16 protein-coding genes are annotated in these 23,102 nt (G+C 74.3%); 7 read left to right on the top strand and 9 right to left on the bottom strand.

Annotated features, from left to right (window positions below; all coding sequences use genetic code 11):
• Window positions 1-48: 48 nt before the first annotated feature.
• Window positions 49-2,082 (bottom strand): Hsp70 family protein, encoded by a 2,034-nt coding sequence (locus tag PP1_RS17280; protein WP_075314859.1) that lies wholly within the window; start codon window positions 2,080-2,082, stop codon window positions 49-51.
• 276 nt (window positions 2,083-2,358) lie between these two features.
• Here PP1_RS17280 and PP1_RS17275 point away from each other — a divergent pair, with 276 nt between their 5' ends.
• The 4 genes from PP1_RS17275 (at window position 2,359) to PP1_RS17260 (ending at window position 7,576) form a co-directional block, all read left to right on the top strand.
• Entirely contained in the window at window positions 2,359-3,189 is an 831-nt protein-coding gene (locus PP1_RS17275; protein ID WP_010223737.1) for a hypothetical protein, read from the top strand.
• A 114-nt stretch (window positions 3,190-3,303) separates the two neighbouring features.
• Window positions 3,304-4,116 carry an IniB N-terminal domain-containing protein gene (locus tag PP1_RS17270; protein ID WP_010223740.1) on the top strand — a complete coding sequence of 271 codons (813 nt, stop codon included), beginning with the start codon at window positions 3,304-3,306 and terminating at the stop codon, window positions 4,114-4,116.
• A 185-nt stretch (window positions 4,117-4,301) separates the two neighbouring features.
• On the top strand, window positions 4,302-6,110 hold the full coding sequence (locus PP1_RS17265; protein ID WP_010223742.1) for a dynamin family protein: 1,809 nt from the start codon (window positions 4,302-4,304) through the stop codon (window positions 6,108-6,110).
• On the top strand, window positions 6,107-7,576 hold the full coding sequence (locus tag PP1_RS17260) for a dynamin family protein (RefSeq protein ID WP_060574466.1): 1,470 nt from the start codon (window positions 6,107-6,109) through the stop codon (window positions 7,574-7,576). The genes PP1_RS17265 and PP1_RS17260 overlap by 4 nt, the downstream gene beginning before the upstream one ends.
• Here PP1_RS17260 and PP1_RS17255 read toward each other — a convergent pair.
• Window positions 7,573-10,263 (bottom strand): helix-turn-helix transcriptional regulator, encoded by a 2,691-nt coding sequence (locus PP1_RS17255; protein ID WP_075314861.1) that lies wholly within the window; start codon window positions 10,261-10,263, stop codon window positions 7,573-7,575. The genes PP1_RS17260 and PP1_RS17255 overlap by 4 nt on opposite strands.
• Before the next feature lie 92 nt (window positions 10,264-10,355).
• Here PP1_RS17255 and PP1_RS17250 point away from each other — a divergent pair, with 92 nt between their 5' ends.
• Window positions 10,356-10,991: a 2-C-methyl-D-erythritol 4-phosphate cytidylyltransferase gene (locus tag PP1_RS17250; RefSeq protein ID WP_010235791.1), complete on the top strand. Its 636-nt coding sequence runs from the start codon at window positions 10,356-10,358 to the stop codon at window positions 10,989-10,991.
• Between the two features lie 10 nt (window positions 10,992-11,001).
• Here the strand turns inward: PP1_RS17250 and PP1_RS17245 are convergent, their stop codons facing one another.
• A complete protein-coding gene (locus tag PP1_RS17245) occupies window positions 11,002-12,627 on the bottom strand; it encodes a GMC oxidoreductase (protein WP_010235797.1) in 1,626 nt (541 codons plus the stop codon).
• A 128-nt stretch (window positions 12,628-12,755) separates the two neighbouring features.
• Between PP1_RS17245 and PP1_RS17240 the strand changes: the two genes are divergently transcribed.
• Window positions 12,756-13,328, top strand: a complete 573-nt coding sequence (locus PP1_RS17240; protein ID WP_010235800.1) for a TetR/AcrR family transcriptional regulator — start codon at window positions 12,756-12,758, stop codon at window positions 13,326-13,328.
• A gap of 12 nt (window positions 13,329-13,340) precedes the next feature.
• On the opposite strand, the gene PP1_RS17235 is transcribed toward PP1_RS17240, so the two are convergent.
• Both PP1_RS17235 and PP1_RS17230 read right to left on the bottom strand, forming a co-directional pair.
• On the bottom strand, window positions 13,341-14,549 hold the full coding sequence (locus PP1_RS17235; protein WP_010235803.1) for a class I SAM-dependent methyltransferase: 1,209 nt from the start codon (window positions 14,547-14,549) through the stop codon (window positions 13,341-13,343).
• A 58-nt stretch (window positions 14,550-14,607) separates the two neighbouring features.
• Complete coding sequence (locus PP1_RS17230; protein ID WP_060574462.1) at window positions 14,608-15,852, bottom strand: peptidoglycan recognition protein family protein; 1,245 nt, start codon at window positions 15,850-15,852, stop codon at window positions 14,608-14,610.
• Between the two features lie 264 nt (window positions 15,853-16,116).
• Between PP1_RS17230 and PP1_RS17225 the strand changes: the two genes are divergently transcribed.
• Entirely contained in the window at window positions 16,117-17,955 is a 1,839-nt protein-coding gene (locus PP1_RS17225; protein WP_010229621.1) for an acyl-CoA dehydrogenase, read from the top strand.
• A 67-nt stretch (window positions 17,956-18,022) separates the two neighbouring features.
• Here the strand turns inward: PP1_RS17225 and PP1_RS17220 are convergent, their stop codons facing one another.
• From PP1_RS17220 to PP1_RS17205, 4 genes are all read right to left on the bottom strand, one after another.
• Window positions 18,023-18,448 carry a CBS domain-containing protein gene (locus PP1_RS17220; RefSeq protein ID WP_010229623.1) on the bottom strand — a complete coding sequence of 142 codons (426 nt, stop codon included), beginning with the start codon at window positions 18,446-18,448 and terminating at the stop codon, window positions 18,023-18,025.
• 94 nt (window positions 18,449-18,542) lie between these two features.
• Entirely contained in the window at window positions 18,543-21,200 is a 2,658-nt protein-coding gene (locus PP1_RS17215) for a VanW family protein (RefSeq protein ID WP_170918919.1), read from the bottom strand.
• Window positions 21,201-21,273: 73 nt separating this feature from the next.
• Entirely contained in the window at window positions 21,274-21,597 is a 324-nt protein-coding gene (locus PP1_RS17210; RefSeq protein ID WP_010236182.1) for a GroES family chaperonin, read from the bottom strand.
• Window positions 21,598-21,795: 198 nt separating this feature from the next.
• On the bottom strand, window positions 21,796-22,986 hold the full coding sequence (locus PP1_RS17205) for an ATP-binding protein (RefSeq protein WP_010236184.1): 1,191 nt from the start codon (window positions 22,984-22,986) through the stop codon (window positions 21,796-21,798).
• Window positions 22,987-23,102: the final 116 nt, after the last annotated feature.

The raw sequence follows: 23,102 nt of genomic DNA, 5'->3' as shown, positions 1-23,102 counted from the left end.
GTGGGGGTCACTCGCCGCTGTCACCGCAGCGCAGTGGGTGATCGGGGGTCACGCGGGAGTACCCGCGGTCGTCGGTGCCGGAGGCACCGGGGTGGTGGTGCCGGTCGCCGGTGGCGGGGTGGTCGGGCCCGGGTCCACCGGCTCGCCCTCCGTCGGGGAAGGCGTTGTCACCGGCGGGGTGCTGGGCAGAGGGTTCACGGTGGGTCCGGGCGACACAGGTGCCTGCTTCACCGGCGGTGCCGGCACGGCGGCGGGAGGCGGCGGCGGGACGACCGGAGCCGGCGTTCCCGGACGGGCCGGTGCTGCCGCGGCCGGAGCGTTGGCCGCAGCGCCCCGGGAGGCGTTCGCCGTGGGCTTCCCGGCCTGCGCCGCGACCGTCGCGCCCGCGGTCCCCGGGGACGCGGTCCCCGGTGCCGCTGCGGGCCCCGCGGCGGCCGGTGCCCCCGGGACGACGGGCGCCGGGGCGGCGGCGGAGGTGGTGTCCGGCAGCGTCGGGGCCGCACTGAGCTCCCCGAACGACGGCTGGGTCGGCCAGAACAGGATCGCGCCGGCCACCGCGGCGATCCCGGCCAGCCCACCGGCCCCGATCAGGATCCGCTGCCGGAGCTGCGACCGGGCGGCCACGGCACGGTCGGCGTCCCGGGTGACCAGGGTGTCCGGCGCGGGCCGCTCCGGCGCCGCGAGCCGGTCGAGGGCCGGCGCGACCCCCGTGACCGGCGCGGCCGCGGTGCGCAGCGACGGGCGGACCGGGGCCGCCGGGAGGGTGGCCCGCCCGTCCGGCTGCGCGGCGCCGCGGCGGGCGGGGACCGCGGGCAGCGGCCCGGTCGCGGCGTCCAGGAGACCGACGGCCGTTCCCCCGTCCCGCTCGGCCACCGTCTCCGTACGGACGCCGGGCGGGGCCCACGGCGAGGCGGTCGCCGCCTCGCGCGGCGCGGGGACGCCACCCGCACCGACCGGTACGGCGCGCTCGGGCCCCCGCGGCGCCGGGATCCGGGACGTCGCCGGACCGGCCGCCGGGACGGGCGCGATCCGGACACCCGGCCACGACGTCCCCGCGCCCGGTGCCACGGCGAGCGCGGCACCCCGCGCGGCCCCGTGCACCGGGTCCGCGGCGACCGCCAGCGGGCGGCCGAGCGCGGCCGACAGCACCTGGACGGCCGCCGGCATCCGGGCGGCACCGCCGGCGAGCAGCACCTCGGCGTCCGGGGCGGCGGCGAGCGCCTCCTCCACGGGCCAGGCGAGCGGCTCGACCAGCGGCCGGGCGAGCTCGTCGAGGTCGGAGCGGTGGATCCGGACCGAGGTCCGCACCCCCGGCAGGTCCACGCCGACGGTCGCGACGGTGTCGCGGGAGAGCAGTTCCTTGGCGGCCCGGCAGTCGTCGCGGAGCGCGGTGAGGGCGGCCAGCACCCGCGGGTCGTCGGTGTCGAGGGCGTCGAACGCGGCCGCGAGGTCCGGGGTGGCGCCCCGGACGAAGGCGAACACGGCGTCGTCGACGTCGGCGCCACCGGTCCGGCACGCCTCGGTCCGCCCGGAGACGGCGGGGAGCACGCCGGGCCCGGCGGGGGCGAGCACGGTCGCGGTCGACCCGTTCCCGCCCAGGTCGACGACGGCGAGCGGCCGGTCGCCCGGCGCGCCGTCACGGTGGGCGAGCGCCACCGCCTGCGGTGCGGCGACCAGGGACACGGTGAGGCCGTGCCGGTCGAGCGCGGCGGCGAGCAGGTCGCGCTTGTGCCGGCCCCAGGACACCGGGTGGGTCACCCCGATCCGGGACGGCGCCCCGCCGTGCCGGGCGCCGATCTCGTCGACAAGGAAGCGGACCAGGCGGGCGCAGAGGTCCTCGGCGCGGTACGGGACACCGCCGAGCGACAGGGGGGTCGGGTCGCCGACCCGCTCGAGGAAACCGCGGGCGACCCGGTCCGGGTCGGCGGCGGCGCGGCGGCGTGCGGGCTCGCCGCAGAGGAGGTCACCGGCCGGGGTCGCGACGAGGACGGCGGGCAGCGCACGGGTGTCGCAGGCGCTGCCGTGCAGCACCGCGGCGGTCACCACGGTGGCGCCCAGGTCGATCCCGAGCAGGTAGGACATGTCCCTTCCCCTCGTCGGCGCCGAATCCCCCGACCCGCCGCATCCGGTGGCGCGCGACGCCGCAGGCGTCGGCCCCTTCCCGAGACCCATCGATCGCTGCCGCCCCGGCGTTAGCCCGTGCGGCGCAGCAATTCGCAGAGGGGGAGCGATCCCCTAGGGGCCCCCATCGGGACCCGGAACGATCCCCGATGGCCGTCGCGTCCGGTCTGCCTAGCTTTCTCGTCAACACCGGCCGACGCCCTCGAGCCGGTAACCACCGAAGCCCCGGAGGCGACCATGGCCGACCACGCCCACGACGTGACCCTGATCGAGTTCGTCCGCATGCTCCTGGGCCTGGGCCCGGACAAGGACGAGAACATCGAGCTCCGGGACTGGTTCGCGAAGGACCCGCAGGCCGCGCTCGAGCACTACGGCCTGGGCGACCTGACCGCCGAGGACGTCCGCGACGCCGTCCTGATCGCCCAGGACAACGACACCGTCTCCTTCGACCGCAACTACGACACCGGTTTCGACTGGGACGGCGGCAAGGGCGGCTGGAAGTGGGACGGTGGCAAGGAGGGCGGCCACCACCACGCCGCCGGCGAGAAGGTCCACGTCACGGACAACTTCTACGAGTACGACGTGGACGACCGCGACACCATCGTCGACAACTCGGTCAACCAGAACATCGACACCGGCGGCGGCGACTTCCGCCAGTCGATCGAGACCAACTCGGTGACCGCTTCCGGCGACGGCGCGGTGGCCGCCGGCCGCGACATCGACGGCTCCACGATCACGACCGGCAACGGCAACGTGGTGGGCGACGGCAACGACGTGGTCAAGGGCGACGGCAACACCATCGCGTTCGGTTCCGGCGACGCCACCAGCACCGGCGACGTCAAGGCCGACGACGGCTCGGCCGTCTCCATCGGTGGCAACGCCTCCGGCTCGCACGACGCCACGAACTCGTTCAACGAGACCACCACGACCACGACGAACGAGACCTCGATCGACGGCTCGTACAACCAGGACTTCAGCCAGGACAACGACTCGCGCTTCGAGGACAACAGCGAGACCCACACCCACGTGGGCTCGCACAACTCGATCGACCTCGGCGTCGAGGCCTGATCCGGCCCACCCGCCCGGTGAGCGGGCCGGTTCCCGACACCGGCCCGCTCACCTCCCCCCTTCCGAACCTCCGTCGCGCGCCCGAGCGCGACGACACCTCCCGAGGAGCGCGTGATGTCCGCTGAGAAGTCGCTGATCCAGTTCATCCTGGACCTGCTGAAGGACCCGAAGCTGCTGGCCGAGTTCAAGGACGACCCGCAGGGCCTGCTCGCCCAGTGCGGCCTGTCCGAGGTCTCCGCCGACGACGTGCGGGACGCGATCGTCCTGGCCCAGGACAACGACGACGTGTCGTTCGACCGCAGCTACAACACCGGTGGCTCCGGCCACTCCGGCGGCGGCCACCACACCCCGCCGCCCCCGCCGGTCGAGCACGGCGAGGACCCGGTCAAGTACCTCGACAAGTACGTGACCAACAACCACTACACCTACAACGTCGACGACCGCGACACCATCGTCGACAACTCGATCAACCAGAACATCGACACCGGCGGCGGCGACTTCCGCCAGGACATCGAGACCAACTCGGTCGTCGCGTCCGGTGACGGTTCGGTCGCGGCCGGCCGGGACATCTCCGACTCCACCATCACCACCGGCGACGACAACGTCGTCGGCGACGGCAACAACGTGGTGAAGGGCGACGACAACACGATCGCCTTCGGCGACGGCGACGCCACCACGGTCGGCGACGTCTCCGCCGACGACGGCTCGGCCGTCGCGGTCGGCGGCAACGCCTCCGGCTCGCACGACGCCACCGGCTCGTTCAACGAGACCGAGACGAACACCAGCACCTCGACCGACGTCTCGGACTCCTACAACCAGGACTTCAGCCAGGACAACGACACGTCGGTCGTCGACAACAGCGAGACCCACAACGACCTGCTGTCGCACAACGACGTGAACGCGAACCTGGCGGTCGACATCCTCTGATCCCTTCTTCGGGATAGGATGTCGCACCTGCTCTCCGGAGCAGTGCGCTGGACCGCACGGCCCATCGGCCCTGGTCACCCCCACGTGGGTGACCGGGGCCGATGGCGTTCGTGTATCCATGACAGGAACGTGACGAGCGGTACCCGGACCGCTCCGGAGCACGAGCATGTGGGGGGCGTCGGCACGTGGCGGTACCGGAGGCGGTCGGCCTCGTCGACCTGGCCCTGAAAGCGGTCTCCGCCTACGACCGCCCCGATCTCGCGCCTCGGCTGACCCAGGCCAAGACCCGGCTGACCGACCCCGCGGTGCGGGTGCTCGTCGTCGGCGAGTTCAAGCAGGGCAAGAGCCAGCTGGTGAACGCGCTGGTCAACGCGACCGTCTGCCCGGTCGACGACGACATCGCGACCGCCGTCCCCACGCTGGTCCGGTTCGGTGAGGACACCACCGTCACCCTGGTCCGTGAGGAGGCGGGCGGTGAGCGGGCCGAGCGCACGCCCGTCCCGCTGGAGCAGCTGGCCGACCACGTCTCCGAGGGCGGCAACCCCGGCAACCGGTCCGGTCTCACCCGCGCCGAGGTCACCCTGCCGCGAAAGCTGCTGCAGAGCGGGCTCGTCCTCGTCGACACCCCCGGCGTCGGCGGGCTGGGCTCCGCGCACGGGGCGGCGACGATGTCGGCGCTGCCGACCGCCGACGCCGTCCTGCTCGTCTCCGACGCCAGCCAGGAGTACACCTCGCCGGAGATCGACTTCCTGCAGGCCGCCCGCAAGCTGTGCCCGAACGTCGCGTGCGTGGTCACCAAGACCGACCTCTACCCGCACTGGCGGCGGATCGTGGAGCTCGACGAGGGCCACCTGCGGAACGCCCGGATCGAGGCCGATCTGCTGCCGGTGTCGTCGGCGCTGCGGCTGCACGCGGCCCGTACCCAGGACCTCGACCTGATCGCCGAGTCCGGCTTCCAGGCGCTGGTGAGCTTCCTGCTGCGCAAGGTCGTGTCGCGGGCCGACGACCTGAGCCGCCGATCGACCAGCCAGGACGTGCTCGTCACCTGCCAGTCGCTCGAGTCGAGCATGCGCGCCGAGCTGATGTCGCAGAACGACCCGGAGAAGGCGGGTGCGCTGGCGAAGGACCTCGAGGCGGCCCGGTCCCGGGTCGACGCGCTGCGGCAGCGGTCGGCGCGCTGGCAGACCACGCTGAACGACGGCGTCGCCGACCTGATCGCCGACATCGAGTACGACCTGCGGGACCGGCTCCGCGCCGTGTCCCGCGACGCCGAGCAGCTGCTGGAGGACGCCGACCCGGCGGACATCTGGGAGCAGTTCGCGGAGTGGTTCCACAAGCAGGTCTCGCACGCCGTCGCGCAGAACTTCGTGTGGACCACCGAACGGGCCCGCTGGCTGGCCGAGCAGGTCGCCGACCACTTCGCCGAGGACATCGACGTCCAGCTGCCCGATCTCCGGATCGCGGGCGGCGCGGTCGCCGGGAAGGTCGACGCGCTGGAGCTGCCGGCGAGCGAGAACTTCGGCCCCGGCCAGAAGCTGTTCGTCGGGATGCGCGGCGGCTACGGCGGCCTGCTGATGCTCGGCCTGGCGTCGACGTTCGCCGGGTTCGCGCTGCTCAACCCGCTGTCCATCGGCGCCGGGCTGCTCTTCGGCGCCAAGACCGTCCGGGACGAGAAGAAGCGGCTCGTGCAGCGCAGGCAGGCCGACTCCAAGAACGCCGTCCGCCGGCACATCGACGAGGTCACGTTCCAGGTCGGGAAGGACTCCCGGGACAACCTGCGCCAGATCCAGCGCGAGCTCCGCGACCACTTCACGGTGCTCGCCGAGGAGCTCTCGGAGTCCCTCAAGGAGTCGGTCACGGCCGCCCAGACCGCCATGAAGGACGACAAGGAGCGGCAGAAGCGGGTCGCCGACCTGGAAGCCGAGCTGGAGCGGGTCGGCGGGCTCGCCGAGCGGGCCCGCTCGCTCGCCGCGACCGTGGAGGCGTCGTCGTGAGCGCGCTGACCGACCAGACCCGCACGCTGCTGCGGAACACCCTGGACGTCTACGGCGACTCGCCGCAGGCCGCGGGATGGCTGCGGCACCACCTGGAGCGGTTCGACGAGCCGCTGCGCGTCGCGATCGCCGGCAAGGTGAAGGCGGGCAAGTCGACGCTGCTCAACGCGCTGGTCGGGGAGCGGATCGCCACCACCGACGCGGGCGAGTGCACCCGGATCGTCACCTGGTACGCCGACGCGGCCGCCCCCGGCGTCCGGATGCGGCCCCGCGGCGGAGGCCCGGAGCGCCCGCTCACCCTGTCCCGCCGGGACGGCGCGCTGCGGATCGACCTCCAGGGCACACCGGTCGAGAACGTGGACCGGCTGCTCGTCGACTGGCCGTCGCAGCACCTGCGGCGAACCAACCTGATCGACACCCCGGGCATCGCGTCGCTGTCGTCGGACACCTCGGCCCGGGCGGGCGAGTTCCTCACCCCGGAGGACGCGCCGTCCCCGGCCGACGCCGTCGTCTACCTGATGCGCCACCTGCACGCCGGTGACGTGCGGTTCCTGGAGGCGTTCCACGACCGCGGCGTCGCCCGCGCGACGCCGGTCAACACGATCGCCGTGCTGTCCCGGGCCGACGAGATCGGCGTCGGGCGGCTCGACGCGCTCACCTCGGCGCGCCGGATCGCGCGCCGCTACCGCGGCGACGACAAGCTGCGCGGCCTGTGCCAGACCGTCGTCGCCGTCGCCGGGCTGGTCGCCGAGACGGCCCGGACCATGCGGCAGGACGAGTTCGTCGCGCTCTCCGAGCTGGCCGCGCTGCCGCGGGCCGACGTCGAGGCGCTACTGCTCTCGGCGGACCGGTTCGGGCGCACCGAGCTCGACCGGCCCGACTCCGCCACCCGGGTCCGGCTGCTCGAACGGTTCGGCCTGTTCGGGGTGCGGCTGGCGAGCACGCTGATCCGCCAGGGGGTGAAGGACCCCTCCGCGCTGGCCGACGACCTCGTCCGCCGCTCCGGCCTGGACGAGCTGCGCCGGGTGCTGGACACCCAGTTCTCCGAGCGACGGGACCTGCTCAAGTCCCGGTCGGCGCTGCTGGCCGTGGATCTCGTGCTGACCCGCGAGCCGCGACCCGCCACGGCCGCGCTGCGCGCCGAGGTGGAGCGGATCCTCGCGGGGGCGCACGAGTTCGTCGAGCTGCGGGCGCTGTCCGACCTGCGCGCCGGGAAGATCGTCTTTCCGGCGGAGGCACTCGCCGACGCCGAGCGTCTGCTCGGTGGCGACGGCGGGTCCGCGGTCGCCCGGCTCGGTCTCGACGACGGCGCGGGCCCGCGCGACGTCCACGACGCCGCCGCCGACGCGCTGCGCCGCTGGCGCCGGCGCGCCGAGAGCCCGCTGACCGGGCGGGCGTCGGCGGAGGCGGCCCGGATCGTGGTGCGCAGCTGCGAGGGCCTGCTCGCGGCCCCGGTGCACCACTAGCCTCGGCGGTCCTCGAGGATCCGGCGGAGTCCGTCCAGCAGCTCGCTGCGGCTGCCGGCGCCGAGGCGCTGCCGGATCCGCGCGACGTGGTGCTCGACGGTCTTCGCCGAGATGAAGAGCGCCTCGCCGATCTCCTTCTGGGTGCGGCCCTGGACGACGAGCTCGCCGACCTCCAGCTCCCGCTCGGACAGCAGCGACGGCGGCTCCGCGCTCCCGTTGCCGCCCGGTTCCCCGGTGCCGCCCGTCCCGTTCCCCGGTACGGCGGGGGAGGGCGCGGCGGGCTCGCTCCCCCGTCGCACGGACGGCGCCGCGGTGCCGCCCGGCCCGGCGGGGACGGGTTCCGCGCGACCGGCGTCCTCGGCGGGGGCGGCCCGCACGTCCGCTCCGGCCGCCTGCAGCGCCCGTGCACAGGCCAGCAGCGCGGACACGGCACGCCGGTCGTCGGTGCGCAGCGCCGCCTGCCCGGCGAGCCTGCCGCCGTCGAACGACAGGCCGACCGCGTGCAGCCCGCGGGCCGCCTCCTCGACGGCCGCCGCGTCGATCCGGTTCTCCAGCACCCCGACCCAGTGCGGCGCCGCGGCGGCCATGGCGTGGGCGAACCGGCTTCCACCCGCTTCCCGCTCGAGGGCCTCGGTGTGGGCACGGGCGGTGTCGACGTCGTCGACCATGACGGCCGCCTGCAGCTGCGCCCAGTGCAGCGGTGCCCCCCACAGCGCGGGACGCCCGAGCCGGTCCAGCAGCGCGGTCGCCTCGTCGAGGTGCGGGCGGACCCAGCTCTCCTCGCGCAGCCGGGTCGCCGCGGTGACCAGCTCGCCGAGCGGCTGCAGGACGAACAGGTCCACCGGGTGCCGCACGATCGCCTGCCTGGCCCGGGTCCAGGACCGCATGAGCGCGCCGACGTCGGAGTTGCGGCGGGCGATCGCGACCTGCAGCGACGCGGCCAGGAACTCGTCGCGCGGCTCCAGCGGGCGATCACCGCTCGCGGTGTCGACGGCCGCGAGCCGCTCGGCCGCCGGCCCCGTCGCCCCGCGCAGCAACGCGATCCAGCCCAGCAGCAGCCGGTGCCGCGGCCGGGCCGGGGCGCCGCCGAGGCCGGTGCGCAGGGCACGGTCCAGCACCGAGGACGCGACGTCGAACTCACCGGTGTGCACCGCGACCAGCGCGGCGAGCGCGGCCGGGGTGTCGGGCAGCAGCGCCGCCCCGTGCGCGCTCTCCAGCAACCCTGCGGCACGCGCCAGGCCGGACAGCGCCGCCGTCGGGGAACCCTGGACCGAGTCGAGCATGCCGCGGGCGGTGAGGTCGTCGGCCCCGTCGACGAGGGTCGGCGCCCGGCCCGGGACGAACCCGCCCGCGCCGTCGACGACCTCGCGGGCCTCGGCCAGCGCGCCGGTCCCGATCAGGACCGGGACGGCCGCGGCGGGCATGCCCTCACCGGCCACCGCCGCCGTCCACCGGTAGAGCTCCGCGCTGCGCGCGAGCAGGCCGCGGCGCGCGAGCACCGCGGCGGCCACCGACCCGGCCCGGACGGCGTCGTCGGGCTCGACGGCGTCGGTCGCGGAGAGCACGGCGTCGGCGTGACCGAGCGCCCCGTCGAGGTCCCCGGCGACCAGGTGCGACGCCGCCCGGTGGGCGGCCACGGCCAGCGGCGGGGTCCCGGCGGCGACGGCCTCGGCGTAGAACCGGACGGCGTCGGGGTGCTCGGAGCGGGCGGCCTCGGCCGCCGCGGCGGCGAACACCGCGGCCGCCCGGTCGCCGGTCGCACCCGAGCCGCGCAGCATCCGGGCGACGGCGAGCACGCTCCCCCCGCGATCGAGCTCGATCTCGGCCAGCGAGCGCCGCAGCTCGGTGCGCCGGGCCGGAGCGACTCGCCCCCGCACCACCTCGCCGACGAGCGGGACCACCCGGCCGTCGGGGGTGCACAGGCCGGCCGCGGCGGCGCGCTGCACCAGCTCGTCGAGCTCGTCGATGCCCGACCCGGCGGCGTCGGCGAGGCCCAGCAACGGCACCAGCACCTCGCTGTCGGACGGCGCGCCGAGCGCGGTCGCGGTCACGAGGTCGACGACGCGCGGGTCCTCGGCGTCGACGACGTAGCCGATCTGCTCGGCGAGCCCGGCCGGCACCGCACCGGACGTCGCGCCGGAGGCCAGCAGCCGGTCCACCAGCATCGGGGAGCCCGCGGTGCGCTCCAGGACGGCGCGGACCGCGTCGTCGGCGACCCGGTCCCCGGTGACCCGCACCGCGCGCGCGGCGACCCCGGCGGCGTCGAGGGAGCCCAGCACCAGCGGCGGGGCGCCGGCGGCGAGGACGGCGCCGAGCCGGGCCAGCGCCCGCCCGCGCGGCCAGGGCCGGAACGCGACCAGCATCCGTGCCCCGGGGCGCCCCGCCAGCTCACGCAGCGCGCCCAGCTCGTCGTCGCCGAGCTCGTGCGCATCGTCGACGACGACCACCGCCGACGGGTCCGGTGCACCGCCGGGCACCCCCTCGACGACGTCCGCACCGGCGTCGGCCCAGGCCCGGGCGAGCGCGCGGAGCACGGTGGACTTGCCCGACCCGGCCGGCCCGCCGACGGCGACGGTGCGCGGGGCGGACGGGTCATCGGCCACCGCGCGGACGAGCGCGATCGACACCGGGCCACCGGCGAGCGGGCCGGTTCCCGGTGCGGTCCCGGTCGGTGCCGCTGTGCTCACGCAACCTCCTCGCCCGTCCCCCGATCGGGGAGTGGCCGAGGTTATCGGGTGCGGCCGCGGGAGACCTGTGGGGTCCGGGCAGGATCACCCCTGTGGTCGACGAGGTGTGGGCGATCGTGCTGGCCGGTGGCAGCGGGACCCGCTACGGGCGGCTGAAACAGCTCGAGGAGCTGGCCGGGCTCCGGCTGGTCGACCACACGGTCGCCGCCGCACGGCGCACCTGCGACCGGGTCGCGCTCGTGCTGCCGCCCGGGGTCGTGTGGGACGGCGAGCCCGTCGACCTGCTCGCCGTCGGCGGGGACCACCAGTCGGCATCGCTGCGCAACGCGCTGGCCGTGGTGCCGGACTCGGCGTCGGTGCTGGTGCTGGCCGACCCGGCGCACCCGCTCGCCGCGGACCGGCTGTTCACCGACGCCGTCGCCGAGGTGCGGGCCGGTGCCGACGGTGCGGTGCCGGTGATCCCGATGCTGGAGGTCGTGCAGCGGGTGGAGGACGGCGTGGTGGTGGAGACGCTGCCCAAGAAGGACACCTGGCTGGCGCAGTCGCCCCAGGCGTTCCGGGCGGACGTGCTGCGGGCCGCGCACGCCGACGCGCCCCGCCCGGTGGAGAACTCGGGCATGCTCGCCGCGCTCGGGCACCGGGTGGTGACGGTCGCGGGGGACCCGGGGAACCTGCACGTCGCGACGGAGGAGGACCTGGCCGTCGTGCGCCGGCTGGCGGCGCCGTGAGGCCGGTGTCCTAGAAGACCGTGCCGGCGTCGGCGGCCACCAGCTCGTCGGTGGCGCGCTCGACGACGGCGGCGATCGTCATCGACGGGTTGCAGGCCGCGGTCGTCCCGGGCATCAGCGATCCGTCGAGGACGTAGAGACCGCGCTGCCCGTACACCCTGCCGGCGGCGTCGCACACCGTCCCGATGCACGCACCGCCCAGCGGGTGCCAGGTGGTGGGGACGACGTAGGTGGTGTCGAGGAGGACCCCGCCGGGACCGATGATCCGGTTCATCCGCTCGTGGATGCGGCGGGTCAGTGCCGCGTCGCCGTCCGGGGGCCAGTGCAGGACGGCCTCCCCGCGGACCGGGTCCCACCGGTAGCGGCCGCGGCCCTCGCTGACCCCGTAGCCCACGGTCATCGTGGTGCGCAGGTCCGGCAACGGCGGCAGGGATGCCTGGATGACGGTGTTCGCCGTCGCCGGGTCGGACCAGTCCTTGCTGCCGTAGACGACCGGTCCGCCCTGCGGCGATCCGAAGTCGTCGGTGAGCGAGGTCCAGGTACAGATCCGGTCGCCGTTGGTGCCCCAGTTCTCGCCGAGGGCGTCCGGGAGATCCGGGATCGTCCCCTGCTCGCGGGCCCGCAGCAACAGCCGGTTGGTGTTGGCGGTGCCCGCGGCGAGCACGAGCGCGGTCGTGGTGAGGATCTTCCTCTCCAGGACGGTGCCGTCGGTCGCGATCCGGTCGACGTGGACCTCGTAGCGGCCGTCCGCGGTCCGGGCCACGTCGGTGACCTGGTGCTGCGGGGCGACGGTGACGAGGCCGGTCGCCTCGGCCGCAGCCAGGTAGGTGACGTCGACCGAGTGCTTGCCGCCGTTGTTGACACCGAACGCGCAGTCGCCGTTGGTGTACGACGGCGCCATCTCGCCGCGCAGCTCGCGCAACGCGAAGTCCCAGTCGATGGGCATCGGGATCTTCTCGACGTCGTACCCGGCAGCCTCGGCGTTGTGGCGGAAGGCGCGGGCGGCGGCGTAGGTGGGGCTCTCGACCAGCTCGTCCGGTGCGGTGGCCAGCCGGAGCATCCGCGCGACCCGCGGGTAGTGCTCGCGCGCGAGCAGGCCGTAGTCCAGATCGGACGGCATCGTCGTCTCGAACAGCTCCCGGGTCGGCTGCAGCGACATGCCCTGGTAGAGCAGCGACCCGCCGCCGACCCCGGCGGCGCAGAACGTGTCCATGCCGACGCCGGAGACCCGTTCCAGGACACCGACGTAGCGGCCCAGCGCCCCCAGCGGGGTGCCCCGGCCGAGGCCGCCGAGCAGCAGCGACAGCGGTGTCGTCTGCTCGTCGAGCGGGTCGGTGACCGACCCCATCCAGATCATCCGCTCGTCGGGGGTGCAGGTCGGGCGGGGGAACGTGTCGGCGTCGGGGCCGGTCGGCCAGCGACGGCCGCGCTCGAGCACCGTCACCGGGATGCCCGCCTCGGCGAACCGCAGGGCGGTCACCCCGCCGCCGAACCCGGAGCCGACCACGACGACCCGGTGCTCTTCGCGACGGACGGGCACACGACCGGGAGCGGCGGCCGCGGCGCCGGCCCCCAGCAGGCCGAGCCCGGTGGCGGCGGCCCCGGCAAGTACCGACCGGCGGCTGATCGCCTGCATCCGGCTCTCCCCTCGTCGGGATCGGACAGCTGAATGGACACCTGTCCACTCAGCGGCGCACGTTAACCCATCAGGGTGCTACCCCAGGTAACGGGGTCGCCTCTCGGTCGACCGTCTACCCTCGCCCCGTGGAGATCTCCCGGCGCAGCGAGGTCACCCCGGCCACCCGGGACGGCCTGCTGGCGGCCGGCGCCGCCGAGCTGGCGGAGAACGGGTCGGGGACCCTCACCGTCCGCCGCGTCGCCCGACGGGCCGGAGTCTCCCCGGCGACGGCCTACAAGGTCTTCGCATCGAAGGAGCACCTGCTGTCCGCGGTGTTCCTGACCCACCTCCGGGCAGCACCGGACGAGGACCCCACCGGCCCCGGCGCGCCGGTGGAGGAGCGGCTGGCCCGGTTCGTCGACGACCTGGTCGCCGGGCTCGCCGGTGGGACGGCCCTGGACACCGCACTCCGCGCCGTCTTCCTGGGCCGGGACCCGGACGTGCGCCGGGTCAGGAACTCGGTGGTGGAGGACTTCGAGCTGCGCTTCGACCGGGTCTGCGGCGACGACCTGACCGGCGACGCACGCCGCGCGGCCCGGCTGCTGTTCTCGGGTGCGATGGTGCTGGCCGGGACGGGGATCGAGCCGGCGGACCGCATGCGGGAAGACCTGGTCCGTGCAGTCCGTGTCCTGCGGGCGGAGGCCCGCCGGGACGGCTGACGGCGCACCGGGTCAGACCGCCAGCAGCTCCGTCGCTCCCAGGCCCAGCTCGTCCAGGGTGGACCGCACCTCTCCGATGTAGACCGGGTTCATCAGCAGCACCGACCGCGGCGGTGCGTCGAGGAGGTCCTTCGGCGCGCGGATCGGCAGCCCGAGACCGCCCATGTAGTGCCCCTGGAGCCCCGGGTTGATGTCGACGACCGCCTGCACCGCCCCCGGCGCCGGGCCGTCCACACCGGACAGGCCGCTCTCGCCCTCGACGACGTTGAGGAAGGTCAGGCCCTTCGCCCCGCCACCCCACACGACGACCTCGTCCCCCGCCGCGGCGCGCTCGCCCAGCCAGACCCGCCACCGCCCGACCTGTTCGCGGACCCGGGTGGCGAAGGCGTGGCAGGCGTCGTGCAGCGCCTCGCGCAGGTGCGGCTCCAGCTCCGGTGTGCCCGGCGTGCCGTCGGGCCCTGCCTCGGCGACGACGTACTGGTCGGCGTAGGTCAGCCGGACGGCCGGGTCGGAGAATCCCGCCCCGGTCAGGAAGGTGCGCATGGTCGCCGGGGTGAAGTAGGAGCAGTGCTCGTACTGCAGGTCCCAGAACGCGCCCTCGTCGAGGATCCGGCCGAGATCCGGGACCTCGGCCAGCAGCGCCCGCCCGCCGCCCCGGACGAGACCCGCGCGCAGTTCGGCACCGAACGCGGCCAGCGCCGGGATGTGCTCGAGCGTGTGCCGGCAGACCAGTGCGGCCGTACCCGGCTCCACCTGGTCCCTGGCGAACTCGGCGGGGAGCGCGGTCAGCCGCCCCGCCAGCTCCGCACGCACCCGTGCCGGGGCGAAGTGCGGGTCGATCCCCGTCACCCGGCCGACGCCCGCGCCGAGCAGCTCGGCGGCGAAGTCGCCGGATCCGCACCCGACCTCGACGACGTGCTCGCCCGCCAGCCCAAACCGGGACACCCAGTCCGCGGTGATCTCGGCGGCGTACGCGGCGAACCGGGGGGAGTGGTGCTGGGACTCCTCGTGGTCGCCGGTGTAGTCGAGCAGGCCGGCGTCGAAGTCGCGGTTGAAGACCGTGCCGCAGCGCTCGCACAGCACCAGGACCTGGTCTCCGACGCTCACCGACCGGGCCGACGCCGGATCGGGGAGCACCGCCGTGCCGTGCACCGGCAGGCCGGTCACCGAGAAGAACGGGTCGGCGGCGGGGGCGTCGCAGGCGGGACAGCGGTTCAGCACCCGGGGAGACTAGCGAGCCCGCGTCACCCGTCCGAGCGGGTGGGCGGCTCCCGCCCGGTCAGCGGTCGGCGACGCCCGACGGGTCCTGCGCCACCGGGACGGGTGCCCCGCCGGTGCCGAGCAGCTTCTGCCAGACCGGGTGGTCGACGACGTCCGGCACGCTCTCCACCTTCCGGTGCCGGGCCAGCAGCTCGACCGCACGGGCCGCGTCACCCTCCGAGCCCGCCCGCACGGTGCGCGCCAGCTCCGGCCAGGACTCGCCGCCGAGCAGCCCGTTGGCGTCCTCGGCGCGGTGCAGGACCTGGAACTCGGTGACGGCACCGAGCGTGCGGTCGTCGTAGCGGCCGTCCGGATCGCCGCGCAGCGTCCCGGCGTCGCGGAGCAGCAGCTGTGCCGCCTCGACCAGCGGCCCGGAGTCGCCCTCGCGCAGCAGCGGCCAGGTCGCCTTGGTCGCCTCGGTGCGCGACAGCCGTCGTCCGAGCAGTCCGGCGACCTCGTTCCGCAGCCGCGGCAGCATCCCGTAGAGGCGGTCGCCCGGGCAGATCGTGTTGCGGTAGTCGCGGTGCCCGTAGAGCTCGCTGGGGGCGATGCCGTACCGCGAGCAGATGTAGGCACACGTCGCGCGCAGCGAGTTCCACAGCGGCGCGGGCGGATCGACGCCGATGTAGGTGCCCTCGTTCTCGATCCCGATCGCGATGATGTTCTGCCCCGGCGAGTGCGCGCCCTCGACGACCCGCCGGCCGCCGTTGAGCTCGCCGAGGCTGTAGAGCCTGCCCTCGAGGACGTGCCCGCCCCGGGAGATCGTGAAGTGCTGGCCCGAGTCCAGCCAGCCGTTGCGGTCCATGTGGAAGGCCTGGATCCCGCGCGCCATCCGGTGCGCCGCCGGGACGCTGAAGTCCGGCGTGTTCGCGCCGGCCGTGTGGTGCACCAGGATCCGGATCGGGCGCCGGTCCCAGATCTTCGGCGGCGACGACGGCCGCCGGGCACCCCACTCCGAGCAGCGGGCGATGTAGGGCGCGCGGACCGCCTCGGCGAGCGCACCGGCGCCGGCCGCGGGGCCCGGCATCCCGGCCGGGCCCGGCACCCGGGTCGACGACGGCGGGGGGACCGGCGACGGCGGCTCGGCCGCGTGCGCACGGCCCCCGAACGCGGGCACGACGAGCCCGGCACCCGCGGCCGCGCCGGCGACCAGCAGCCCGCGCCGGCTCGTCCGCCGGCGGCCCGTGGCGGCGTCCGCGGCGCCGGGACCGTCCGGCCCGGCGGGCACCGGACCGGGGCCGGCGTGCTCGTCGGGTTCGCCCATCGCCGTCCGCCCTTCCGGCGGCACCGCACGATCCGGTGCCGGTTCGAGTCCCACGTGCCACGCACACCTCGTGCGTCTCACGGGTGATTGTCGACCAGTAGTCCGAAATTCTGCGGCGGACGCGCCGGTCGTCCTGTCACCCGGCCGTGTCGCGTCGCCGTGCGGAGAGCCCGGCCTTGCCTCGGTTACCGGTGAGTAATACTCTGGAGTCGGTTACTGGCCGGTAAGGGAATCGGCCCTGGCAGGAACGGCGGTGAAGGACAGATGGGCCACTACAAGAGCAACGTGCGCGACCTGGAGTTCAACCTCTTCGAGGTCTTCCGGATCCAGGACCACCTGGGGACCGGGCCGTTCTCCGACGTCGACGTCGACACCGCCAAGGGCGTGCTGTCCGAGCTGTCCACCGTCTGCACCGGCCCGCTCGCCGAGCACTACGCCACCATCGACCGCAACCCGCCGGTCTACGACCCGAAGACCTTCTCGGTCACCACCCCGCAGGAGCTCAAGGACGCCTACAAGGTCCTCTGGGACGGCGAGTGGTGGCGTCTCGGCGTGCCGAACGAGCTGGGCGGCATGGGCATCCCGCCCTCCGTGCAGTGGGCCGCGGCCGAGATGATGCTCGGCGCCAACCCGGCCGTCTTCATGTACATGGCCGGCCCGAACTTCGCCGGGATCCTGCACAAGAACGGCAACGACGAGCAGCGCCGCTGGGCCGAGATCATGGTCGAGCGCGGCTGGGGCGCCACGATGGTGCTCACCGAGCCGGACGCGGGCTCCGACGTCGGTGCCGGCCGCACGAAGGCCGTCCAGCAGGACGACGGCACCTGGCACATCGAGGGCGTGAAGCGCTTCATCACCTCGGCCGAGCAGGACTTCACCGAGAACATCATGCACCTGGTGCTGGCCCGCCCCGAGGGCGCGAAGCAGGGCACCAAGGGTCTGTCGCTGTTCCTGGTCCCGAAGTTCCACTTCGACACGCAGACCGGCGAGTCGGGCGAGCGCAACGGCGCCTTCGTCACGAACGTCGAGCACAAGATGGGCCTCAAGGCCTCCACGACCTGCGAGCTGACCTTCGGCGCGCACGGCACCCCGGCGGTCGGCTGGCTGCTCGGCGACGTGCACGACGGCATCGCCCAGATGTTCCAGGTCATCGAGTACGCCCGGATGATGGTCGGCACCAAGGCGATCGGCACGCTGTCCGCCGGCTACCTCACCGCGCTGGAGTTCGCCAAGGAGCGGGTCCAGGGCGCCGACCTGACGCAGATGACGGACAAGACCGCGCCGCGCGTCACGATCACCCACCACCCGGACGTGCGCCGCAGCCTCATGCTGCAGAAGGCCTACGCCGAGGGGATGCGCGCGGTGTACACCTACACCGCCACCTTCCAGGACCGGATCCGCCTCGGCGACGAGGGCGGTGGCGTCAGCACCGAGCTCGCCGAGAAGGTCAACGACCTGCTGCTGCCGATCGTCAAGGGTGTCGGCTCGGAGCGGGCCACCGAGCAGCTCGTGCAGTCGCTGCAGACCCTCGGCGGCTCCGGCTTCCTGCAGGACTACGCGATCGAGCAGTACATCCGCGACGCGAAGATCGACTCGCTGTACGAGGGCACCACCGCGATCCAGTCCCAGGACTTCCTGTTCCGCAAGATCGTCCGGGACAACGGCCAGGCACTCGCGCACGTCGCAGGCGAGGTGCAGGCGTTCATCGACTCCGACGCGGGCAACGGCCGGCTGAAGGAGGAGCGTGAGCTGCTGCGGACCGCCCTCACCGACGTGCAGGGGATGCTCGGCTCACTGACCGGGTACCTGTACGCCTCCGCGGAGGACGTGAAGAACCTCTACAAGGTCGGGCAGCACACCGTCCGGCTGCTGATGGCGGTCGGCGACCTGCTCGTCGGCTGGCTGCTGCTGCGCCAGGCGTCGGTCGCGCTCGAGGCGCTCGGGACCGACGGCGTCTCCGCCAAGGACCGCGCGTTCTACGAGGGCAAGGCCGGGGTCGCGTCGTTCTTCGCGAAGACCGTCCTGCCGCGGCTCACCTCGGACAAGGCGATCGTCGAGGGCGCCGACAACGCGCTGATGGAGCTGGACGAGGCGGCGTTCTAGTCGCACGGGAGACGGAAGGGCCCCGGACGCGGACTCCCCGCCCGGGGCCCTTTCTTCTGCCCGGTACCTACTGGGCGATGTAGCTCTCGAGCTGCTCTCGCTCCTGCTCCAGCATGTCGATCCGGGCCTTGACCAGGTCACCGATGGACACGATCCCGGACAGCACACCGTCCACGACGACCGGCAGGTGCCGGACCCGCCGCTCCGTCATGATCTTCGCGAGATCACCGACGCCGTCGTCCGGCGAGCAGGTGACGACCTCCGCCGTCATGATCTCGGAGACCCGGGCGTTCAGCATCGCCCCGCCCTGCTGGTGCAGGCGGCGGACCACGTCCCGCTCCGAGACGATGCCGACGATCCGTTCACCGTCGACGACCGGCAGCGCGCCGAGGTTCCCCTCGGTGATGAAGCGCAGCACCTCGGTGACCGCCTCGTCCGGTGACACCGTCGTCACCGCACTGCCCTTGCCCTTCAGAACGTCCGCGATCCGCATGGCGTACCCCGATCCCTCGCGTCGCTGCGTCGGAGAGATCAGGGTACGAACGTGACGTGCGTCTCGTCAGCCTCTGGCGGAGATCGTCACCGGATCAGCCGCCGCACTGCACGATCGGCTGAGGGTTGTACTTGACCGTCCTGGTCTCGCTCTGGGTCTCCCCGCTCTGGACGTTGCGCAGCGTCCGGGTGTCCGTCGCGGTGAAGCCCGGGGAGCCCTTGCTGGCGCTGCACGGCTGCCCCGGCGGGATGGTGACGAGCTGCGGCTCCGTGGGGTTGGTCCGGGGACCGGTCTCGGAGGTCACGTCGTACATCTTCTGGCCGAGGAACGTCACGGTGACGTTGCTGGGCGTCCAGGCCGTCTTGATCAGCACGGCCGTCGGGCCCTCGTTGCGGAACTTGACGTCGATCAGGTTGTCGAAGACCGTCGCCTCGCGGGCCACCGGGTAGCGGCTGATGTAGTAGCTGTGCTCCTTGTGCTCGACGTCGGTCATGCCGGCGAAGTACGACGCGTTGTACAGCGTCGTCGCGAGCTGGGAGACACCGCCGCCGACGCCGCGCGCCGGATGGCCGTCCTCGATGATCCCGGCCTCGACGTAGCCGTTGGACGCGTTCCGCGGGTTGGTCACCCCGTTCAGGCTGAACGTCTCGCCGGGCTGGACGATCTGGCCGTCGATCATCTCGGCGGCCCGCCGGATGTTCTGGCCCGAGTCCGCGGCGAACCCGCCGGTGGTGAAGGTGCTGATCTCACCGGCGTTGCCGAGCGACTCCAGGTCGGCGGTGGTGATCTCGGCAGGCTTCTGGGCGTAGACCGCCGCGACCTGGCGCGGGCCCTCCCCGGTCAGGATCGGGAGGACGCTGGTGAACGTCGCGTCGTAGTCGATCCCGCGGCCGTCCTGCGAAGGGATGACCCGCGGCGGGTTCGCGGCGAAGTCCAGCTGGGCGTCGACACCGGGCTTCTCGGTGCTCGCGAGCTGCGGCTTGGCCGAGTCCTCGAGCGTCTTGTTCGCGATGACCGGCTTCAGCTTCGCGGCGCCCTCCGGGTCCGCGGTGAAGCTCAGCGCCTTGGCGATGTCCTCCGGCGGGACCGTCGCGTTCGCACCCTCGCCGGTGATCGTCAGCGGGCCGGACACCGCGGGCCTCGCGACCTCGTCGATGGCCTGCTGCACGTCGGCCGGGGTGGTCTCCGGCTGCTCGATGATCAGCGGGAGCTGCACCGGCTGCCCGGACGCCCACTGCTGCTCGACGACCCCGACGGCCGCGTCCACGTCCAGCTGCTGGCCGGGCTCCGGCGCGACCGGGGTGGGCTCCACGCCCTGCCACTCGATCGAGCCCTCCTTCGGCTCCTTGAGCGCCAGCGGCGCCATCTGCTCGAGCGCGGTGCGCACGGCGCGGTCGTCGGCGGAGTTGACGATCTCGACGTCGCGCGTCGTGAAGAACGACGAGATCCGGGTGATCGGGTTCAGCGGCTGCTGGCCGGCCTCGTCCAGGGTGCGCGCGTAGTCGACCTGCAGGCCGGCGGCCTTCGGGTCGATCTCGCTCCGGATCTCACCGGCCTGCACCGGGACCGGCGCCGACGAACGCGGCTCGATCGCGGCCTGCAGCTTCTCGGTGGCGGCCGAACGGGACAGCCCGCCGATGTCCTGACCGGCGACGACGACGCCGCGCGGCACGCTCCCGGAGGAGAACACGAGGTCACCGACGTAGCCGAGGGCCAGCACACCGAGCACCGCCGCGGCGACGATCAGCCCGGTCGGGCGCGTGCGGCCGGAGCCGCCGTCGCCGTCACCGGAACCGCCGTCACCCTGGCCACCGCCCGCACCGGGGTCGTCGGGGCCGCCCGGGCCGCCCGGGCCGCCCGGGCCACCGGGGCCGGGGGCGCCCGCGGCACCGCCGAAGACGGCCGTCCCGGCCGTCTGGATCCGCTCGGTCCGCTCGCCGGGGTCGCCCGCTCCGGCCTGCGCGGCCGCGACGCGGGGCATGACCTGGGTGTTCTGTTCGCTCAGCGGGGCGACGCGGACCGTGTCCTCGGCCGAACCGTTCGTCGCCGCGCCGGGGGCCTGCGGAGGGGCGCCGGCCACGGTGGGCTGCTCCGCGCCCGGTCCGGCGGGCGTGCGGGTCGTGTCCGCGCCGGCCGCGGCCGCGGCGGCGCCCGCTCCTGCGGCAGCACCTGCTCCCGCGACTCCCGCTCCGGTGGCTCCTGCTCCTGCTCCTGCTCCCGCGGCGCCGGGCGCCGCGGCCGGTGCGGTCGGTGCGGTCGGTGCAGCCGGTGTGACCGGTGTGGTCGGTGCGACCGGGCCGGGGGACGGGCGGGACGTCGGCGTGGGACGGGTGGCGCCGTCGCCCTGGGGAGCGCCCTCGGCGCCGCCGGGCCGGCCCGCACCCGGCTGCGAGGCCGTGGGGGTGACGGCATCCGCGACCGGCGCCGCTCCTCCGGCGCGTGCGGCCGGATCGGCCTCCGGGTCGACCGCCTGACCGGCGACCGAGCGGGCGGCGGGCGAGGCGGGCGGGGCACCGTCGGCGGCCGCGGCGGGGTCCGCCGGACGCGGCGACGGGGACGGGCGCGCGGCACCGGCGTCGTTCGTGGCCTGCGGGCCGGGCGAGGGGCGACGGTCGGGCATCACCGGGCGGACCGGCTCTCCCGTGGCGGCGGGGGCCTCACCGGCCGTGCCGCGGTCTCCCGTTCCCGCTTCCGGTGCGGGGGTCACCGGCTGGTCGGCGGCCTCTCCGGGCGGGGACTGACGCTCGGGCATGACGTGGGACTTCCTTTCCGCACTGCCGTCGTACCTGGCCACGCCGCACCCTCGGGAGGGCGACGTGCAGGAGTCAGAGGTAGAGACCGGTTCCGTGCTCGGCGGACGCCTCGGAGGCGACCGCGTGCAGGTCCCGCTCGCGCATCACCAGGTGTCCGACCCCGCCGACCTCGACCTCGTACTGGTCCTCGGGCGCGAGGAGGACACGATCACCCGGCTTCACCGTGCGCACGTGCTGACCCACCCCCACGACCTCTCCCCAGACAAGACGCTTGGCGACCTGTGCGGTTGCCGGGATGACGATTCCGGCCGAGCTCCGTCGCTCACCGGCGCCCTCGATCTTCTTGATCATGACCCGGTCGTGGAGCATCTGGATCTCGAGTTTGGGCTCGACCACCCGGCCGATGCTACGGCCCGGCGCCGACGCGCCCGGCAGCGCCCGGGGGTCGTGACGACCGGTCCCGAACGTGGAACGCCCCGCGGCGCGACCGAGTCGGGGGTCCGGTGGCGCCGCGGGGCTCATCAGGGATTTCGCGACCACACGCCGTCCTGTTACACCGCAACTTGTTTTCACTCGTCCGGAGTAGTCGGGGGGTCAGGCGTTGGCGAGCAGGTAGCGCCCGAAGTGCGGCACGGTGAAGGCGATCTGCCCGCGCTGGGCGGAGAAGACGAGGCCCTTCTTCAGGAGGCTGTCCCGCGACGGCGAGAGCGACGACGCCCGCCGGTCGAGGTGCTTCGCCACGCCGGCCGTGTCGACGGGCAGGTCCTCGCCGTCGGTCAGCTCCGCCATCGCGCGCAGGTACTCGCGCTCGGCGGGGGTGGCGCGCTCGAAACGGGACCCGAAGAACCCGACGGCGAGCTCGGCCTCCGCCTCCGGCGCCGCCATCGCGATGTCGCGGGGACCGATCGGGCTCGTCGGGGCCGCGTCCCAGGCCGCCTTGCCGTAGGCCTGCACGAAGTAGGGGTAGCCGCCCGACCGCTGGTAGAGATCGTCGAGGGCGTCCTGGTCGAACGTCGCGTCCTCCCGCTCGGCGGGTGCGAGCAGCGCGAAGTCGGCGTCCTTGCGATCCAGCCGGTCGATCCGCGAGTACTTGAACAGCCGCTCGGAGTACGACTTCGACGCCGACAGCACCGCGGGCAGGTGCGGGAGCCCGGCGCCGACGACCACCAGCGGGACCCGCGACTGGGACAGCTCGTGGCAGGCGGCGCAGAGCGCGGAGACGTCGTCCGGCCGCAGGTCCTGCATCTCGTCGATGAGCAGGGCGATGCCGGAACCGACGTCCTGCGCCAGCTCGGCGACCTCGGTGAACAGCTCGACGAGATCGATCTCGATGTCCCCGGAGTCGGCCCGCCCGTTGCGCACCGGGACGTCGATGCCCGGCTGCCAGCGGTCGCGCAGCTTCGTGCCCTCGGGCGACGACCGCAGCGCGAACGCCTTGAGCACGCCGAGCACCTCGTCGATCCGCTCCGGGGCGCGGTGCCGGACCGCGAGGTCGCGGATCGCGCGGTGCAGGGCGGCGGAGAGCGGACGGCGCAGGTCGGCGTCCGGCCGGGCCTCGATCTTCCCGGCGCCCCACCCGGCGTGCATCGCCATCGAGCGGAGCTCGCCGAGCAGCACCGTCTTCCCGACGCCGCGCAGGCCGGTGAGCACCAGGCTCCGCTCCGGACGGCCCCGCGCGACCCGCTCGAGGACGATCTCGAAGGCGTCCACCTCGCGGTCCCGTCCGGCCAGCTCGGGCGGGCGCTGCCCGGCCCCGGGGGCGAACGGGTTGCGCACCGGATCCATGGACCGACGGTATCCGGCGGTCTTCCGGATTCCGTAGACGGCGACGACGGGCGCACGGCGTGTCGCCGCGATCCACCCGGCCGGCCCAGTGCCGGACGGGACCGCGCCGCCTTTCG

Origin of the sequence: Pseudonocardia sp. P1, from assembly GCF_000178675.2 — a bacterium.
GTDB lineage: Bacteria > Actinomycetota > Actinomycetes > Mycobacteriales > Pseudonocardiaceae > Pseudonocardia.
Note: the sequence above shows the minus strand (reverse complement) of the source record. Positions and strands in the feature narration are given on the sequence as shown.

What these genes read in the sequence shown, in the direction of transcription:
- PP1_RS17230 (WP_060574462.1), bottom strand. Translation starts at nt 15,852, where the DNA reads ATGGGCGAACCCGACGAGCACGCCGGCCCCGGTCCGGTGCCCGCCGGG.
- PP1_RS17245 (WP_010235797.1), bottom strand. Translation starts at nt 12,627, where the DNA reads ATGCAGGCGATCAGCCGCCGGTCGGTACTTGCCGGGGCCGCCGCCACC.
- PP1_RS17225 (WP_010229621.1), top strand. Translation starts at nt 16,117, where the DNA reads ATGGGCCACTACAAGAGCAACGTGCGCGACCTGGAGTTCAACCTCTTC.
- PP1_RS17280 (WP_075314859.1), bottom strand. Translation starts at nt 2,082, where the DNA reads ATGTCCTACCTGCTCGGGATCGACCTGGGCGCCACCGTGGTGACCGCC.
- PP1_RS17275 (WP_010223737.1), top strand. Translation starts at nt 2,359, where the DNA reads ATGGCCGACCACGCCCACGACGTGACCCTGATCGAGTTCGTCCGCATG.
- PP1_RS17205 (WP_010236184.1), bottom strand. Translation starts at nt 22,986, where the DNA reads ATGGATCCGGTGCGCAACCCGTTCGCCCCCGGGGCCGGGCAGCGCCCG.
- PP1_RS17215 (WP_170918919.1), bottom strand. Translation starts at nt 21,200, where the DNA reads ATGCCCGAGCGTCAGTCCCCGCCCGGAGAGGCCGCCGACCAGCCGGTG.
- PP1_RS17270 (WP_010223740.1), top strand. Translation starts at nt 3,304, where the DNA reads ATGTCCGCTGAGAAGTCGCTGATCCAGTTCATCCTGGACCTGCTGAAG.
- PP1_RS17220 (WP_010229623.1), bottom strand. Translation starts at nt 18,448, where the DNA reads ATGCGGATCGCGGACGTTCTGAAGGGCAAGGGCAGTGCGGTGACGACG.